We start from the raw sequence: 17,480 nt of genomic DNA, 5'->3' as shown, positions 1-17,480 counted from the left end.
CCTCCGGCAAGCTGGGGTGGTGCGGGTGGTGGCACTGGTGGCCCCCCGGCAAACTGGGATGGGGCGGGTGGTGGTGGCGCGAGCGGACAAAACTTGGCCAGCGGAGCCATGGACTCCATGCTCTTGTGAATGGCCGGGACTGGCAAAGTTGCCGGTGGTGGTGCTGGCACCTCAACATTGCCTGGCAGAATGGGGGTCTTGCCCCCCCAACCAGAGCCTGACCCCGGGCTGCCACCTGAGTTCATCTTGATGGAGCCGCCGGAAAGCGTGACTCCGCCGGCATCCAGCTTCACAAAGCTGCCGCCCACTTTGAGCGTCAGCTCGGCCCCCGCCTCCATCACGATTTTCATACCCGCCTTGTGGTGCACCTCGCTACCTGCATCAACCAGCAGGGACTGGCCCAGCTTCTGGTGCAGGCTGGCATCCACGCTGAGCGAGTAGTCCCCCTTGATCTGGTCGCGCTTCTCGCCTTCCACCGTCAGGTGGTCATTGGCCTTGATACGGGTGACTCGCTCGTTGTCGATATCGGCGTGCTGGTCATGCTTGATATGCCAGGCCGCATCATTTTCGATGAGTATGTTAAGGTCCTTCTGACCGTGGATGTAGATCTCTTCCTTGCCAGCCTGGTCTTCGAAACGCAGCTCGTTGAAGCCCTCACCCTGATGGGTTTCGGTGCGCAGCACGGTGCGGGTCTTGTTGGCCGGCAACTCGTAGGGCGGTCGGTTGGTGGCATGGTAGGTGCGACCCGTGACGATGGGCTGGTCCGGGTCCCCTTCCAGAAAGCTCACGATGACCTCGTGACCGATACGCGGGATGGCCATCATGCCGTATTGACCGCCCGCCCAGCCTTGAGATACCCGCACCCAACAGGAGCTCTGGTCGTTGGAGCTGCCATATCTATCCCACGGGAACTGCAGTTTCACCCGGCCGTGTTCGTCGCAGTAAATCTCCTCCCCCTCCGGGCCCACCACCACGGCGATTTGCGGGCCATCCACCATGGGCTTGTGAGGCGCCTGTGGGCTGCCGATACACGCCCGCCAGCTGGTGCTGGCTTTGACCACCCCAAATTCGTTGTGGTAGACGGTGGGACCGCTACCCCCCTCCTCCTCCAGCGCCTGTGGCTGCAAGCCGGTGTGCTGGATGCGCACGATTTGCCAGTCGGTGTTGAGGCTGCCGTTGGGGTGCTCGGTCAGCGAGAAGGTCTGACCCGGCAGCAGGGCCGCGCAGTTGGACTTGCCACTGCCAGCCACCGCGTCGTTGCGCAGCGCATCGAGTCGGTGCTGGGCAAAGGCCTTGCCGCTCGGGTCCAGCTTGTAGCGGCCCGGGTAGTCGAAGTGCTGGTAGCTATCCCGCTGATGGGAGAGCTCCGCTCCCACCTTCTTGTGGGAGAGGCCGTAGGCCGGCGTCTTGAAGCTGTAGTCTTTGAGTTCGACATCGCTTGGCCGCACCGCTTCCCGGTAGTGGAACTGCCGCACATAGGGGCCCTGCTCAAGAGAGCGGTTACCCAGGTTGAAGAAGAGCGCGGGGCCGGCGGTCAGGGCGGCTGCATCGTCGGCAAACACGATGCGGTGCTTGCCCGCTTCAAACTCGTGGAAGTAGAACATGCCCTCTTCGGCGGCGAGGCGGTTCACGAAATCGAGGTCGGTCTCCCGGTACTGGACGCAGTATTCCCGCTTGGCGTGCTCGTTCTTGAGGGCAAAGGCGTAATCAGTGATGCCGTGTTCTTGCAAAAGAATGGAGAGGATTTCATCAGGCTTCTGCGCCTGGAAGATGCGGGCGTTCTGGCGAAGGGATAGCCGCCACAGCGCCGGTTTCACCTCCAGGGTGTAGCGGGTGCGGCGAAAGCCGCTGTCACCTTGGGCAAACTCACTCACCACACCGCACACCCGGCGCTGCAGCTCGCCGTTGTACCACACCAGCAGCTCGCACGGCTGGTCCAGCACGGCGCCAAAGTCGATGTCAGGCTGGCTGCTCGCCAGCTCCAGGCGCAGGTTGAATGGTTGGTTCAACCCCTCGTCCAGGGCAAACTCGGCCACCACCAAGGTGCTCTCGGGCAGAGTCCCCACCTTGACGGTAAATTGTAATCCTGTGCTGTCTGCCATCAGTGACTCCTTATCCTGCCTGTCCGCTGCTTGCAACTATCACCACACCGCCGATGACGGATCCACGACTGGCAACCCGGTATCAAAAAACTCAGGACCAATACCTCCTCCCGAGAGGCTGCACGGACGGGGGATTGTCGTGGAGGCCAGCGAATCCCCCGGCCAGGCCACTGGCTTGCCATCCAGGAATAGATCCGGACTGGCGGCAACTATCAGGGAGGGATGAAAATCCTCGTACTCGGTGCCGATGCCACCGAGCAACCCAATAGTGGGACACATCACGGCTGGCCTCTGTTGTGTTTTGCCATAAAGCCGCCTTGTGGCCATATGGCAAAGCACAAAAGCTCCGACCACATCCGGTTGAACGGGTCGGAGAAAGCTTGCACGGGTCTGGCGACCGCTGACACTGACGACGCCAGAACCCTGGGGCACTACAAAGGAATAACGTTGATAAAAAATCGGGGCTTATGCCTCGATGGGGGCACGCCAGTCATCGGCGCCAGAGGTGCCGGCCACTGTGTGTTCCCAGTCAATCTTGCGATAGGCCAGGGAGACCTGGATCAGCTGGGTGAAGTCAGACTTCGCCGGATCCTGGCAGTGTGGCATCTGGCAGTCGATGTCGACGATGGTGGCATCGGTCAGCACGGTAGAGAAGAAGTGCTCCTGCTTGCCCTCCACCGAGGTGCGGTACCACTTCAGGGTCACTTTCGGCAGCATCTCGCCGGAAGCCAGGGAGTTGTACATCAGCGGTACGGCCTTGTTCAGGGCCACGGTGAACTTGAACGGCTTGTGGACACGCTGACCGGCGGGCTGGCCGGATTGCGGATCGGTCGGCACTGTAACGACGTGCTGGAACTCTTGGACCAGCATCTCGTCTTCGTGACCCTGCACGAAGATGTTGCCGACGGAGTCGGAGGTGAAGGCACCAGCGGTGATGTTGCCCTGGGTTTTACCTTCGATGCTGATATAACATGGAGTTGGCATGAGTTTGCTCCTGATGGGTTGAACGGTAATGACACTCGACCGAAACCATTAGCAGTGACCATGCCATTCTTTTTAATTGAGCAATTTCAATAAGTTAATATCTCATCACGACAATGCCGTAGCATGTACGGCGCAACAACTTGTGATTTTCAACGTTTTCATCCACCAATAATTGCCTTACCAGTTCAATATTCCGTTTTTTGAGCAACACATTGCGCCATGCGGACGAGATCACTGCTGTTCATCCACATTGGCAACGGATGCCAGCTCCACATTCAAGCGGACGACTCCCTGCTTGAGTGCCCAGGAGATGGCCTGGCACTTGCTGCTCGCCCCCAGCTTGCTCACCACATTGTTCAGATGAAATGTCACCGTACGGGGGGTGATCCCCAGGATCTGGGCAATATCGCTCACCTGCTTGCCCTCCGCAGCCCAACGGCATACTTCCAGTTCACGCAGGCTCAGGGCATCGTGAGGTGACGACCCCACCAGACAGATCCGTACCACAGCCTCGAAGATATGCATGGAGAGCCAGGTCAGCGAGGGTACAACCGCCAACCACTCCTGCTCGGTGCGGGGTTCACGAGTGATCAGGGAGAGCAGACCCACATGCCCGTTGGCGCCATGCCAGGGGAAGGTGATGCCGTCACGCAACCCTGCCTCCTGTGCCAGCGTCATGACTGTCAGACTCTGCTCATCACATGTCCCCTGCGCCATGATCTCCGCCCACAGGATAGGAGTGCTCTGCACCATGGCACGCTGCACGACGGGATCGATGGCAAAGAAATTTGCCTGGGTATAGGCATCGACCCAGTCTTGGGGGCAACCGTTGAAAATGATGACATCCGGGCGCTGTATGGAACTTGGAAACAGCAGAGCCAGCCGGAAATAGTCAAAGCCTGCCTGTGCCGACAGCTGGCGCAACAACGCCACTATGGTGCGTTCATCGCTGGCCTGCTCAAACCGGGAGAGGAGGTCTAATGCGTAGGTTGTATTCATGTAATCAGGTTGCTTATAAACGGTGACGATATTGTTCGACATCAACCCCAATAGGGGCTGAATAACATGCAAACAAGTGGAAACAACACAGAGGCCTGATGTTTGAGCCATCCGGATGAGGCGGCTGAATGGCAGGCCCCTTTAGAACAGGGATCGCCAATAGAGAAACATGCTACCAATGAAACAAAGGTAGAATTTAACTACTTAAATACAATGTATTACATAGTGGACATATGACGATTGCACTTAAAACAAGCATTTCTCGCTTAAAAAAGAGAGCGTGATCACCAGCGTGCCTGAACCTCCCGGGCAATCTTTCTGCAATAAAGCCCCGGGCTTTCATGCCGCCACCCAGGCTGTTAACATGCGCTCCCTATGCCTGTTTTACGCTCTGGCGTGACCGTCACGCCGCCCTGACTCACCCTCTGTGCCGTCTGATTCCGGTTGCCCCAACTGGAGCGTTTTTGTTCACCCCTCACATACCAATACAACAATGCGATCCTGCCAGAATGCCACCTGACCCCAGAACTATGGCAACGAGTGGTCATGGATCCTCAACGAGCGAGAAAATCCCCATGCTGGAACGTGCAAGACAAGAGTGGTTCTCCAACATACGGGGCGATCTGCTGTCGGGTATCGTCGTCGCCCTGGCGCTGATCCCGGAGGCCATCGCCTTCTCCATCATCGCCGGAGTCGACCCCAAGGTCGGCCTCTATGCCTCCTTCTGTATCGCCGTGGTCATCGCTTTTGTCGGGGGTCGCCCCGGCATGATCTCCGCCGCGACCGGCGCCATGGCGCTCCTGATGGTGACCCTGGTCAAGGAGCATGGCCTGCAATATTTGCTGGCGGCGACCCTGCTCACCGGCCTCTTCCAGATAGCGGCGGGTTACCTCAGGCTCGGCAGCCTGATGCGGTTCGTCTCCCGCTCCGTGGTCACCGGCTTCGTCAACGCACTGGCCATCCTGATCTTCATGGCCCAGTTGCCGGAACTCACCAACGTCACCTGGCAGGTCTATGCCATGACCGCAGCAGGCCTTGGCATCATCTATCTGTTCCCACTAATCCCCGTGGTGGGCAAGCTGGTGCCCTCCCCGCTACTGTGCATCGTCATCCTGACGACGGTAGCCATCACCATGGACATCGATATTCGTACCGTGGGTGATATGGGGGAGCTGCCCGATACCCTGCCCATCTTCCTGTGGCCCGAGGTGCCTCTCAATCTGGAAACCCTGGCCATCATTTTCCCCTACTCTGCGGGTCTGGCCGTGGTGGGCCTGCTCGAATCCATGATGACGGCGGCCATCGTCGATGATCTGACCGACACCCCAAGCGATCGCAACCGCGAGTGCAAGGGCCAGGGGATCGCCAACATAGGCGCCGGCCTGATGGGGGGCATGGCGGGGTGCGCCATGATTGGCCAGTCCATCATCAACATCAAATCCGGCGGCCGCGGTCGCCTCTCCACCTTTGTGGCGGGCACCCTGCTCATCCTGATGGTGGTCTTCATGGATGAGTGGATCCGCCAGATCCCCATGGCGGCACTGGTGGCCGTGATGATCATGGTCTCTATCGGAACATTTTCCTGGGAGTCGGTGCGCAACCTGAAAACCCACCCCCTCTCCACCAGTATCGTGATGGTGGCCACCGTCGCCGTGGTGGTCGCTACCCATAACCTGGCGCTCGGGGTCTTTGTCGGAGTACTGCTCGCCTCCCTCTTCTTCGCCAACAAGGTTGCCTGCTTCATGTTGGTCAAGAGCGACAGCGAGCGCAACGGCGCGGTGCGCACCTATCAGGTTCGGGGCCAGGTATTCTTCGCCAGTGCCGAACAATTCTTTGCCGGCTTCGACTTCAAGGAGATGGTGGAGAAGGTGGTGATCGATCTCACCCATGCCCATTTCTGGGACATCACCGCCGTCACTGCGCTGGACAAGGTGGTCACCAAGTTCCGCCGCGAGGGGACTGAGGTGGAGATCCTCGGCCTGAACGAGGCCAGTGCCACCATAGTCGATCGCTTCGGGGTGCACGACAAACCGGAAAAAGTGGAAAAACTGCTGGCTGGCCACTGATCACGAAAACGAATCCATCCTGACAAACATTGCTGCCTGTATCGATGGCTCCCCGTCATAACGGCGGTGTGCGATGCCGTCGCATGAGCCTCTGCCGACACGGAGTTGCCCATCTCCCTGCTACACATAGTGGAGAAAAATGCGTTTGAGGGACCAACCGCTCTCTCCCGCAGCACAGGTCTTGGCAACCGCGAGCACCTGCTCAAAGTGCTCGCCGAGCTGGATCATCAGCGCAGCCGTCTCGCCCAGATGCAGGGTCGCTTGCTACTCAAGAGCGCCCAAGGCGAGCAGTCCTCGGCTCAAGGGGTTGCTGTGAGATCTGGCGATGGTCGGTACGCAGAGTGATGAGCACGAACGCCAGCTAGCGCAGGTCAACCAGGTGCTGAAGAGTGCAGCGTTCGAGGTCGATACCCGGTTGCGCGAGGAGATGTCGCCGCCGTGCTCAGCCGGCATGCCATCGAGGAAGGGAACAATCTTATCGTGATGGGGCTTATGACCATTCAGGTATCAGACAATTTATCGTGGGCAGCAGCACCACGGGGATACTGAAAACCACCAATACTGCGGTGCTCTTGCTGAGATAGGCAATCGGGGGCGGGTCAACCCGCCCCTGTATTCATCCGAACCAGCTTAGCACCGCCTCTCTGGACGGGATCCCTCCGGCGTGGACCACCTTGTCATCGATGACGACTGCCGGCGTCGACATCACCTTGTACTTCATGATCTCGGGCAATGACTCCACCTTCTCAAGCTGGATAGAGATCCCTAGCTCATCCACGACCTGCTGAATGAGTTGCACCGTGTTCTTGCAGTTGGCACACCCCATGCCCAGCACTTTGACCTGTTTCATCTCACACTCCTCATCAAGACATTAACGGCGACACGACATTCAAAACCCACCCAACCAGCGTGAAGGAAACCAGCAGCACCAGCAGCAGGGTGCCCAGCAGCTGCCACTTCATCACTTGTTTAAGCAAAATAAACTCGGGAAAACTGGCGGCCACCGTGCTCATGCAAAACGCCAGTGTCGTGCCAATGGGCAGGCCGCTCACGATCAGACTCTCCATCACCGGGATTACCCCGGTGGCATTGGAGTAGAGGGGGATGCCGATTAAAACCGCCGCAGGCACTGACCACCATTGGCCTGCACCAAGGTGTGAGGCAATCCAGCCCTCGGGAACAAAGCCATGGAGTGCGGCGCCGAGCCCCACCCCGACAATGACCCAGAGCCAGACACGCTTGAAGATGGTGAGGGTTTCTGCCTTGGCGAAGGCATGACGCTCCAACAGCGATAGGGGCGGCACCATCGTATCTGGCTGGGTCACCTTATTGTGGTCATGCCGCCCCTGCTTGAGAGCCTCTGCGGCAAAATCGGCCAGCCAGCGCTCGGCCTTGATCTTGTCCAGAAAGGCACCTCCCAACATGCCAACCACCATGCCGACCACCACGTAAATCAGGGTGAACTTCCAGCCAAGCAGGCTGACCAGCAACAGGACGGCCACTTCGTTGATAAGCGGTGAGGTGATGAGGAAGGCCATGGTGATCCCGAGCGGGATACCGGCCGAGGTAAAGCCCAGGAACACCGGGATACTCGAACAGGAGCAGAAGGGGGTAATGGCACCAAAGCCGGAGCCCAGTAAATAACCCAACCCCCTGTGCTTGCCCGCCAGATAGTCCCTCACCCGTTCGACCTTCAGGGAGGCCCGCAGCATGGCCACGATGTAGATCATGACCAGCAGCAGCGCAAAGATCTTGCTCACGTCCTCCACGAAGAAATGCAGTGCATCCCCCAGTCTGGTTTGCGGGCTCAGGCCAAGCTGCTGGTAGACCAGCCAACTGGCGAGGTCGGTGAAAATCTGGAACATAATGGCTCCATCAACATCGGTGATATCCAGAAGACGTTGCATGTCACCAAAGGATGCTTATATTTTTCGTTTTTCTTGCTAGCGCCGCGATCTCATGGTTTTCGCCCCCCTCCATCAATCACTGAATACCAGCGAGTCAAGGACACCTTGCCCGCTATGAACGCCCCCTTCTGTCGATTCGGCCGATTTGCTACGGATCAGATATCCAGCAAAGCTCTGCTCCGCACTGGCTGGATTACCATCGATCTGAACGGTGAACATCCCCAGTTCGCTGATCAAATCCGTCACCCGATGCAGCTCCCCTTTGCGCACTACCCAGGCTGGCATCGCTCTGGGGACAGGATGCAAGCGGCGCATCAACGACCAGGCCTGATATTGCCGGGGATCCAGTGTTGCCAGTTTTACTTGGATGTCCGCCCCAAACAGACAATGCCCACCCCCTTCTCCCTGGTTTTTAAGTACCCAGCTATCGGAGGGCACCGCTTTTACAACCTGGATGTTATCAGGGGTCACAGGGTGCATCTCACCCAGCCGGTGTCTCACGGTGTCGGCTTCTTGCGGGGTCAAGCCAAATGCGACCAATCCATCTTCTTCCAGGCAGGACAACAGCATTTGTACTCGCTTGCTGGTCGCCAACTGCTGGGCGACAGTGGCATTGACGGCGACTCTGTGTCGTTCAATCAACACACGGGTCGCCATCAACGCCTGGCAGCATCTCTGCTCGTTGAGGTCGGCAGCCTCATAATCAGAATACTGGTATCCGGCACGCAGGTAGACGGTATCGAGTGGACCGATCCCATTGAGGATCAGCCTGTCGTTGGCGCCCGTGCTCAGTTGATTATGCAGTTCGCGAAAGGTTCTGCGCTGTGTCTCTATCCCTCTCTGCTGGAGAGCAAGCTCAAGCAGATGTTGATCAAATACATTGTTTTCATGTTCCTGCACAATCATCAAAAACCTGGCCGGGCCGGGGTCGCCAAACTCGCGCTTAATCTTGAACGTGGCCTCGGCAATCCCTGCTGACAACCCTTCAATGGCGTGATTGCAGACAAGCTCACCCACTGTCTGATGCGACTCCTGGATAGAGATGGCAGGCCATTGCCGTCGTAGATAGCGGTGCAGCTCATGGATCCGCTGGCCAAATGGTCCCATGCCAGCGGCAATGCCATTGAACTCGACCAGCTGGTGGCCATTGCGCCTATCGTCCATAAAATCGCTGCGCATGATGAGCAAGGGCAGCCTGGGCGCGCTGCCGGGTGATGAATGTATGTGTTGATGCATGCTAAGCAGGGCTGAGAAGAAGGGATCTCCCGCCGCGATGGGATGAATGGCGTCGTATAAAAAACCATGATCCTCAGAGACGGCATAGATCAGCTTGCTCAAGGTCTGCGCCACGTCTTTCAAATGCTGGTAGTCTCCCCGGCTGATCGGTGTCGGCGTCAGGGTAAACGGGGTATGCACGGCAGAATACAGCGATTCCTTGAAGGCCACGCCGTGAGTCAATGCCCACTCTATCGCATCATCTCTGACTTTCTGGATATCAAGAGAACTCATCATATGTTCCTGATTGTTGACTCACTACCCTCAAAACCGGGTTGCAGCACGCATATCCCATGGCGATCGGTCTATCTCCATCAGCAACAGCGTGTCTGGAGGTTCTGGGGGATTCACTTCACCACCGGGGTGAAGCAACAGACTCGACCGGTCTCATCCAGCCTGACCTGACAGTCCAGAGAGAGCTGCTGACGCAAGCGTTCCCTGGCCCGCAGCAAACGGGACTTGGTGGCAGCCTGGGTCAAACCATGCCTGACAGCAAAGTCCGCCTGCTTCATCCCCTCCAGATCACAGTGTCTCAGGATCTCCCTGTCACTCTGCGCCATTCTCTCCAGCACCCTCGGCAGACAGGAAGCAAGCGAATCCACCGCATCGAGCTCACCTTGCGCCATCGCCAAATCGTCGTGCAGTGGCAACCAGGTGCGCTGCCTGCGGCTGTTATCGATCACCAGATGTCTGGCGACTTCAAACAGCCAGGCCCTGGCATTCTCGATGGCGCAGAACTTGCTCTGCTGGCGGATTGCCCGCAAGAAGGTCTCTTGCAGCAGATCATCGGCATCCATCGGGCTGCCAGATTGCTTGAGCAGCCACCCATAGAGCTCATGTTCATGCTGTTGCCATGCCGTCATCAGACAAGGTGGCGCACCGGTTGGTTGGGTCACTTGATGCGTTTTCCTTGTGCATCCACCACCGGCTCCCCATCCTCCTTGCTGAAGGCCCCTTGCTGAAGGCTCGGCAGGATGTCCAGCACCACTTCTGATGGGCGGCAAAGCTTGGTGCCAAGCGGCGTCACCACGATGGGCCGGTTGATCAGGATGGGATGCGCCAGCATGGCGTCGATCACCTCATCATCGCTGAACCTCTCTTCGGCCAGTCCTAACTCTTCAAAAGGCGGCACATTCTTGCGCAGCAGGTCCCGCACCGGCATGCCCATGGCGGCAATCAGGGCAACCAGGGTCTCGCGGCTCGGAGGTGTCTCCAGATAGTGGATAATGGCCGGCTCAACGCCCGAGTTGCGGATCAGCGCCAGCGTGTTGCGAGAGGTGCCACACGCCGGGTTGTGGTAGATGGTGATAGAGGTGTCACTCATGCCTGCGCCTCCGCTTTGCCATAGTGGCGCTTCATGCGCAGGGCCACGTTGACCAGAGCGATCAGCACGGGCACTTCAACCAGTGGGCCGATGACGCCGGCGAAGGCCTGATCCGAACTCAGCCCGAACACGGCGATGGAGACCGCGATGGCCAGCTCGAAGTTGTTGCCGGTGGCGGTAAAGGCGATGGAGGCGTTCTTGTCATAGGGAATACCCAGCTTCTTGCCCACCAGGAAGCTGGTGAAGAACATCAGCACGAAATAGACCACCAGGGGCACAGCGACCCGCAACACATCCATGGGCAGCTCGACAATCATCTCCCCCTTGAGGCTGAACATCAGCACTATGGTGGCCAGCAGGGCGATCAGCGTGATGGGAGAAATAGCCGGAATGAAGCGCTCGGTGTACCACTTCTCCCCTTTTGCCTTGACCAGATAGTGACGGCTCAAGAAGCCTGCCAGGAAGGGAATGCCGAGATAAATCAACACGCTCTGCGCGATATCCAGCATGGTGATGTCCACTGCGAAGCCCTGCAGGCCGAACAGCGGCGGCAGCACGGTAATGAACAGCCAGGCCAGGAAGCTGTAGGTGAGGATCTGAAACGCGCTGTTGAGGGCCACCAGGCCCGCACCGTACTCCTTGCTGCCACCGCCGAGATCGTTCCACACCAGCACCATGGCGATGCAGCGCGCCAGGCCGATCAGGATGAGACCCACCATGTAACCCGGTTGATCATGCAAAAACACCAGGGCAATCACGAACATCAATATGGGGCCAACCAACCAGTTCATCACCAGGGAGAGGGTGATGGCTCGGCGGTCGCGAGTCATGGTGCCCATGGTGGCGTAATTCACCTTGGCGAGCGGCGGATACATCATCAGGATGAGGCCGATGGCGAGCGGCACGTTGGTGGTGCCAACCGACATCGCCTCATTCCACTGGGCCACCTGGGGGAACAGATAGCCAATCCCCACCCCGATGCCCATGGCGACGAAGATCCAGAGGGTGAGGTTGCGATCGAGAAAACTCATTTTTTTGCTGACGGGCAGGTCAGAGCAGGCGGTTGTACTCATCAAGAGACTCCGTGAGAGTGGGATGAAACGGGCGGCTGATGGCGGGGCAAACCGAGGGAGATCAGCGCCGCCAGCAGAATGAAGAGGGTGGAGAGCCAGAGGCAGGCCTCGAGACCATGGAGCTGGAACACCAGCCCGGAGAGCAGGGTGCCGAGCAGGCGGCCCAGGGCATTGGCCATGTAGTAGAAGCCCACATCAAGCGATACTCCATCGGCTCCTGCATAGCTGACGATGAGGTAGCTGTGCAGGGAGGAGTTGATGGCAAACAGGGCGCCAAACACCATCAAGCCGCCCACCAGGCTGATGGCCGGATGCAGATCGACATGCAGCGCCAGGGCAATCAGGGCCGGGATCAGTGCCAATACCAGCGCCCAGCCCATGGCCACCTTGCCATCGGGCACCCGCCCCTCGCGTTTGCCGGTAAAGCGGGGGGCCTGGGTCTGCACCACGCCGTAGGCGATGATCCAAAGCGCAAGGAAGCTCCCCACATAGCCATTATCCCAGCCAAGGTTGGAGGCGAGGTAGACAGGCAGCGCCACCACAAACCAGACATCGCGAGCACAGAACAGGAACAGACGGGCGGCGGAGAGGTAATTGATGGCCCGGCTCTTGGAGAAGATCTCCCTGAACTTGGGCTTGTTCCTGGCCTTGCCCAGATCCCGTTTCAGGGTCAGCATGCTGATGCACCAGACCAGTGCCAACGCCAGTGCCATGACCAACACGGCCCCCTGAAACCCGATCAGGGTCAGCAGGGCGCCACCGAGGAAGAAGCCCATCCCTTTCAGGGCATTCTTCGAACCGGTCAGCAGTGCTACCCACTGGTAGAGCTGACCCTGCGCCTCCCCCGGCACCAGCAACTTGATGGAGCTCTTGGCGCTCATCTTGTTGAGATCCTTGGCAATCCCGGAGAGCGCCTGGGCCCCCATCACCCAGGGCACCGTCAGCCAGAGCGACGGTGCCAGCAACATGCCGAGCGCCAGCACCTGGAGGGCCAAGCCTATGTTCATGGTGCGGTTGAGCCCGAGACGAGCCCCGAGCCAACCCCCCACCAGATTGGTCACCACCCCGAAGATCTCGTAGAAGAGGAACAGGGAGGCGATGGCCAAGGGGCTGTAACCCAGCCCGTGGAAGTAGAGCACCACCAGCATGCGCAGGGCGCCATCGGTCAGGGTAAAGGCCCAGTAGTTGCCGGTCACCAGCAGATACTGGCGGATCTCTGGGGAGAGGCGGGTCAGTGCCATGGCCGGGTTATCCTTGCGCCTTGTCCATTTGACCGACCATGCGCATCAGCTCGGCGGTGCGGTTGGCATAGCCCCACTCGTTGTCATACCAGGCGTAGATCTTCACCTGGGTGCCGCCCACCACCATGGTGGAGAGTGCATCTATGGTGCAGGAGCGCGGATCTGTCTTGTAATCCACCGACACCAGGGGGCGCTCCTCATATCCCATGATCCCCTTGAGCTCATTCTCGGCCGCGGCCTTGAGCAAGCCATTGACCTCGGCTTCGGTAGTGGGGCGGTTTACCTCGAACACGCAGTCGGTGAGGGAGGCGTTGGCGAGCGGCACCCGCACCGCATGACCATTCAGCTTGCCCTTGAGCTCGGGGAAGATGTGGGTGATGGCGGTGGCAGAGCCCGTGGTGGTGGGGATCAGGCTCAGGCCGCAGGCGCGGGCACGGCGCAGATCAGCATGGGGCGCATCCAGAATGGTCTGGGTGTTGGTGATGTCGTGAATGGTGGTCATGGAGCCGTGCTTGATGCCGAGCTGCTCGTGGATCACCTTCACCACGGGCACCAGGCAGTTGGTGGTACAGGAGGCCGCCGTCACTATGGGGTGCTGCGCCTTGTCATAAAGATGGTGGTTGATCCCCATCACCACATTGAGCACCCCCTCCTCCTTGACCGGTGCGGTGACCACGACCCGCTTCACCCCTTGCGCCAGATAGGCACCCAGCAGCGCCTTGGTTTTCATCTTGCCGGAGGCCTCGATCACCACGTCACAACCAGACCAGTCAGTCTGACCGATCTCCTTGTTGCGAGTACAGGGGATGCGATGATTGCCGATCACCATCTGGTCCCCATCGCTGCTGGCTTCATGATGCCAGCGGCCATGGACGGAATCGAAGGTGATGAGGTGTGCCAGCGAAGCGGCATCGCCGGCCGGGTCATTGATGCGCACAAACTCCACATCCGCCCAGTCAAAGGCGGCGCGAAATGAGAGACGGCCCATACGGCCAAACCCGTTGATACCCACTTTGATAGTCATGCTGTTTTCCTTAACCGACGAATGCATGGTGGCTGTTGAGGTAGTTGAGGTGCGCTGCCAATGTCAGCGCCTTGGGGCGCAGCCCTTGCACCATCGACTTGACCTGAGTGGGGGCGTAGCCTGCCTCCAGCAGCAGGATGGCCGCCATCAGCCCGGTACGTCCCGAGCCGCCACGGCAATGAATGGCCAGGGTCTGACCTGCCGCCAGACGCGCCAGCAGCTCCGCCTTGTGGTTGGCAAAGGCGGTGGCAAAGGGTGTTTCGGGGGCGCAATCGTCCTCAACCGGCAGCTGGAACCAGGCCAGCCCCAAGGCCTCACACTCGGCGGGCAAGGCATCGGCCTTGAACCGCGCCAGCTCGGCCCCCGGCATCAGGGTGATCACGGCATCCGCTCCGGCGGCTTGCAGGGTCTTGAGGGAGTCCAGCAAGGAAGCCTCCTTGGTGCCAGGACAGGGGGTGAAGATAAGGCGGGCGCCATTATCCAGGTTCAGGATGTCAAAGGGGTGCATGATAAACAGCAGCTCCATGTCTCGTCAGGATGAGGGTGAAAGCGGGACTCGCCTCTCGGCGATGCCGGGCAGGCGTCAGTAGGTCTCGTCGCAGCAGGACGAGCGAGGCTGACCACTGACGGTCTGGGGACGACCATCCACCAGACCGCAAGCCTCCGGATGACCTGCACAGCACTCCTCGGTGAGGTAGCCGATAAGGCTCAGCATCAGGGGAATGTTGGCACGATAGCGCAAAAAGCGTCCCTCCTGCTCCACCGAGAGCAAGCCCGCATGCAGCATGGCCTTGAGGTGAAACGAGAGAGTGTTCGGGGCAATGTCGAGCTCGCTGGCCAGCTGGCCGGCCACCTGCCCTTCCAGTCCGGCCTTGACCAGCAGACGCCATACATCGAGACGAATGCCTGATGCGAGGGACTCGAATACCTTAGTGGCGATCTCTTTGTTCATGGAACTTCCCCTTAATGCATTTCATGATTTCAACTATACAAGAAACATTGAAATGATCAACATGGCTACAGCTCGCAGCCAATCCCTTCAATCCCTCTTGTCATTCACGCAGCACTCTTCGCGGAAAAACGCGATGCTCTCATCCAGCCCCTCGTATTGAGAGAGGCACAGGAGTGCGCGGCTTTTAAGGCTCTGTTTGAAACTCTTCTATATGGTAGCTAGGGGTCAATACGGAATGGCGTGGGGGATGGGATGGGATGGGATGGGATGGGATGGGATGGGATGGGATGAATTAAAATCCACAGATACAAAAAAGCCCACCTCAATCAATGAGATGGGCCGTATAGATGGCGGAGGAGGTGGGATTTGAACCCACGGATGGTCGCCCATCGCCGGTTTTCAAGACCGGTGCATTCAGCCGCTCTGCCACCCCTCCGCAGCAGTGCGACGCATATTACCCATGACGATCCCCCTTGTAAATCCCCACCCTGTTCGTTTGCCGATTTATTGGGCTAAATGGCCAACAAACCCCGCAAACGCCACCCCAACCGTGCTTTTTCCACCGGATGGCTTGACTTGAAAACAGACTCACCCACTATAGTGACCACTACGGTATTCCCAGCAAGATGGACTTATGAAAATCACACATGCCCTGTTCGCCGCCCTGACCGGCGCGACCCTGCTTGCGGCGCCTGTGCAGGCGAGCGAGCTGACCAAGAGCGATGTCGAGCAGATCGTGCGCGACTATCTGGTCAAGAATCCGGAAATATTGGTCGATATGTCCAATGCCCTGCGTGCCAAACAGGAGAGCCAGCAGGCCGAGAATGACAAGACGCTGATCGAGGCCCATGCCAAGCAGCTCTTCGCCAACAAGGATCCCGAGAGTGGTAACCCCAAGGGCAGCCTGACCGTGGTCGAGTTCTTCGACTACAACTGCGGCTACTGCAAGCGTGCTCATCCCCTCGTCCAACAGTTGCTCGATGAAGACAAGGACATCCGCTACATCTACAAGCAGTTCCCCATCCTGAGCGAGACTTCCTACTACGCCGCCCGCGCGGCGTTGGCGGTGCAGCTCGGCCAGCCCGACAAGTTCCAGGCCTTCCACGACAAGCTGTACGCCCATCAAGGGTCGCTGGCCGACGAGGCCCAGGTGCAAGCCATCGCCAAGTCCGCCGGGGTGGACTGGAGCAAAGTCGAGGCCAAGATCAAGGATGGCAGCATCGATCAGAACCTTGGTACCAACCGTGCCCTGGCCGAGGCCATGAGCATCTCGGGGACCCCGGGGTTCATCATCGGCGACCAGATCCTGCGCGGTGCGCCACGGGATCTGGCGAGCCTGAAGGCCATCGTCAAGGATGTGCGGGCTGGCAAGAGCATTCAGTAACCCGCTCTTCGCCCACAAAAAAACGCCCCGGCATGCGATGCCGGGGCGTTTTGCTATTCAGGCTTCACACCCTCAGGCCTGATAGCCGTTCGGGTTGTGGCTTTGCCAGCGCCAGGTGTCGACCATCATCTGCTCCAGACCCCGCTCGGCCTGCCAGCCCAGCTCGTCCCGGGCCAGGGTGGGTTCGGCCCAGCATTCGGCGATGTCGCCGGGGCGACGGGGCTTGATCTGGTAGGGAATGGGGCGGCCGCTGGCGGTTTCGAATGCCTTGACCATCTCCAGTACCGAGTAGCCCTGACCGGTGCCCAGGTTGTAGGTGAAGACCCCGGTGTCGCCCTCGATGCGTGCCAGCGCCTTGAGGTGACCGATGGCGAGATCCACCACGTGGATGTAGTCGCGCACGCCGGTGCCGTCCGGCGTCGGGTAGTCGTTGCCAAACACCCCCAGCTCCTTGAGCTTGCCAACACCGACCTGGCTGATGTAGGGCAGCAGATTGTTGGGAATGCCGTTGGGATCTTCGCCAATGAGGCCACTCTCGTGGGCACCGACCGGGTTGAAGTAGCGCAGCAACACGATGGCCCAGCGGGGATCGGACTTGGCAAGATCCCGCAGAATCTCTTCCACCATCAGCTTGGAGCGACCATAGGGGTTGGTGGCGCCGGTGGGGAAATCTTCCCGCAAGGGCACCGAAGCAGGATCGCCATAGACGGTCGCCGAGGAGCTGAACACCAGGCGGAACACGCCAGCTTTTGCCATCTCCTCGCACAGCACCAGGGTACCGGTCACGTTGTTCTGGTAGTAGGTGAGCGGGATCTCGGCGGACTCCCCGACCGCCTTGAGGCCGGCGAAGTGGATCACGGATTCGATCCTGTACTCGGCAAACAGCCGCTGCAGGCATGCCCTGTCCAGAATGTCCCCCTTGACGAAGGTGACCGGCTTGCCGGTGATCCGTTCGACCCGCTTGAGAGATTCGGGGGAAGAGTTGGAGAGGTTGTCCAGTACTACCACCTGCTGCCCGGTACCCAGCAGCTCAACCAAGGTGTGGGAGCCGATATAGCCGGCACCGCCCGTGACCAGAATTGTCATTTTTTATCCCGTGCTTTGCTGAAACTGGGTCAGAGTCTACCCGCACGACCCGCTCGGGAAAAG

The 17,480-nt window shown here is 59.1% G+C and carries 16 protein-coding genes, 1 tRNA gene and 1 pseudogene; 3 read left to right on the top strand and 15 right to left on the bottom strand.

What is annotated here, in order from left to right:
* Positions 1 to 95 precede the first annotated feature (95 nt).
* The 3 genes and pseudogenes from KW824_RS10300 to KW824_RS10290 all read right to left on the bottom strand — a co-directional run.
* Positions 96 to 2,102: pseudogene (locus KW824_RS10300) on the bottom strand (type VI secretion system tip protein VgrG); the annotation flags it as partial.
* 465 nt (positions 2,103 to 2,567) lie between these two features.
* Positions 2,568 to 3,086: a type VI secretion system effector Hcp1 gene (gene hcp1 / locus KW824_RS10295; protein ID WP_010634822.1), complete on the bottom strand. Its 519-nt coding sequence runs from the start codon at positions 3,084 to 3,086 to the stop codon at positions 2,568 to 2,570.
* A 231-nt stretch (positions 3,087 to 3,317) separates the two neighbouring features.
* On the bottom strand, positions 3,318 to 4,085 hold the full coding sequence (locus KW824_RS10290) for a LuxR family transcriptional regulator (RefSeq protein WP_218409726.1): 768 nt from the start codon (positions 4,083 to 4,085) through the stop codon (positions 3,318 to 3,320).
* A gap of 575 nt (positions 4,086 to 4,660) precedes the next feature.
* Between KW824_RS10290 and KW824_RS10285 the strand changes: the two genes are divergently transcribed.
* Together KW824_RS10285 and KW824_RS21010 are read left to right on the top strand one after the other, a co-directional pair.
* Positions 4,661 to 6,151, top strand: a complete 1,491-nt coding sequence (locus KW824_RS10285; protein WP_218409725.1) for a SulP family inorganic anion transporter — start codon at positions 4,661 to 4,663, stop codon at positions 6,149 to 6,151.
* A gap of 105 nt (positions 6,152 to 6,256) precedes the next feature.
* Positions 6,257 to 6,496, top strand: coding sequence for a hypothetical protein (locus KW824_RS21010; protein ID WP_256351342.1), 240 nt, complete (start codon positions 6,257 to 6,259; stop codon positions 6,494 to 6,496).
* Positions 6,497 to 6,767: 271 nt separating this feature from the next.
* On the opposite strand, the gene KW824_RS10275 is transcribed toward KW824_RS21010, so the two are convergent.
* The 11 genes from KW824_RS10275 to KW824_RS10225 all read right to left on the bottom strand — a co-directional run bounded on the left by KW824_RS10275 (position 6,768) and on the right by KW824_RS10225 (position 15,383).
* Positions 6,768 to 7,001, bottom strand: coding sequence for a thioredoxin family protein (locus tag KW824_RS10275; RefSeq protein ID WP_005332560.1), 234 nt, complete (start codon positions 6,999 to 7,001; stop codon positions 6,768 to 6,770).
* A 13-nt stretch (positions 7,002 to 7,014) separates the two neighbouring features.
* The gene (locus tag KW824_RS10270) at positions 7,015 to 8,016 is read right to left on the bottom strand and encodes a permease (protein WP_042648703.1); all 1,002 of its coding nucleotides are present in this window, start codon (positions 8,014 to 8,016) and stop codon (positions 7,015 to 7,017) included.
* A gap of 114 nt (positions 8,017 to 8,130) precedes the next feature.
* A complete protein-coding gene (locus tag KW824_RS10265; protein WP_218409724.1) occupies positions 8,131 to 9,567 on the bottom strand; it encodes a glutathione synthase in 1,437 nt (478 codons plus the stop codon).
* A 113-nt stretch (positions 9,568 to 9,680) separates the two neighbouring features.
* Complete coding sequence (locus KW824_RS10260) at positions 9,681 to 10,229, bottom strand: sigma-70 family RNA polymerase sigma factor (RefSeq protein WP_200877891.1); 549 nt, start codon at positions 10,227 to 10,229, stop codon at positions 9,681 to 9,683.
* Positions 10,226 to 10,657: a glutaredoxin-dependent arsenate reductase gene (arsC, locus tag KW824_RS10255; protein WP_218409723.1), complete on the bottom strand. Its 432-nt coding sequence runs from the start codon at positions 10,655 to 10,657 to the stop codon at positions 10,226 to 10,228. Before arsC ends, KW824_RS10260 begins: the two co-directional genes overlap by 4 nt.
* Positions 10,654 to 11,730 (bottom strand): ACR3 family arsenite efflux transporter, encoded by a 1,077-nt coding sequence (arsB, locus tag KW824_RS10250; protein WP_218409722.1) that lies wholly within the window; start codon positions 11,728 to 11,730, stop codon positions 10,654 to 10,656. Before arsB ends, arsC begins: the two co-directional genes overlap by 4 nt.
* Complete coding sequence (gene arsJ, locus KW824_RS10245) at positions 11,730 to 12,971, bottom strand: organoarsenical effux MFS transporter ArsJ (protein WP_218409721.1); 1,242 nt, start codon at positions 12,969 to 12,971, stop codon at positions 11,730 to 11,732. The genes arsB and arsJ overlap by 1 nt, the downstream gene beginning before the upstream one ends.
* Before the next feature lie 7 nt (positions 12,972 to 12,978).
* Entirely contained in the window at positions 12,979 to 13,995 is a 1,017-nt protein-coding gene (locus KW824_RS10240; RefSeq protein ID WP_218409720.1) for an ArsJ-associated glyceraldehyde-3-phosphate dehydrogenase, read from the bottom strand.
* A gap of 10 nt (positions 13,996 to 14,005) precedes the next feature.
* Complete coding sequence (locus tag KW824_RS10235) at positions 14,006 to 14,503, bottom strand: tyrosine-protein phosphatase (RefSeq protein ID WP_256351341.1); 498 nt, start codon at positions 14,501 to 14,503, stop codon at positions 14,006 to 14,008.
* 75 nt (positions 14,504 to 14,578) lie between these two features.
* Positions 14,579 to 14,947, bottom strand: a complete 369-nt coding sequence (locus KW824_RS10230) for a helix-turn-helix transcriptional regulator (protein ID WP_005332532.1) — start codon at positions 14,945 to 14,947, stop codon at positions 14,579 to 14,581.
* Positions 14,948 to 15,295: 348 nt separating this feature from the next.
* Positions 15,296 to 15,383, bottom strand: a tRNA-Ser gene (locus KW824_RS10225).
* Positions 15,384 to 15,581: 198 nt separating this feature from the next.
* Between KW824_RS10225 and KW824_RS10220 the strand changes: the two genes are divergently transcribed.
* Positions 15,582 to 16,331 carry a DsbA family protein gene (locus KW824_RS10220; protein WP_218409718.1) on the top strand — a complete coding sequence of 250 codons (750 nt, stop codon included), beginning with the start codon at positions 15,582 to 15,584 and terminating at the stop codon, positions 16,329 to 16,331.
* A 72-nt stretch (positions 16,332 to 16,403) separates the two neighbouring features.
* On the opposite strand, the gene galE is transcribed toward KW824_RS10220, so the two are convergent.
* Complete coding sequence (galE, locus tag KW824_RS10215) at positions 16,404 to 17,417, bottom strand: UDP-glucose 4-epimerase GalE (protein WP_218409717.1); 1,014 nt, start codon at positions 17,415 to 17,417, stop codon at positions 16,404 to 16,406.
* Positions 17,418 to 17,480 lie beyond the last annotated feature (63 nt).

It is taken from the genome of Aeromonas sp. sif0611, from assembly GCF_019218845.1.
GTDB classification, from domain to species: Bacteria; Pseudomonadota; Gammaproteobacteria; order Enterobacterales; family Aeromonadaceae; genus Aeromonas; species Aeromonas media.
Note: the sequence above shows the minus strand (reverse complement) of the source record. Positions and strands in the feature narration are given on the sequence as shown.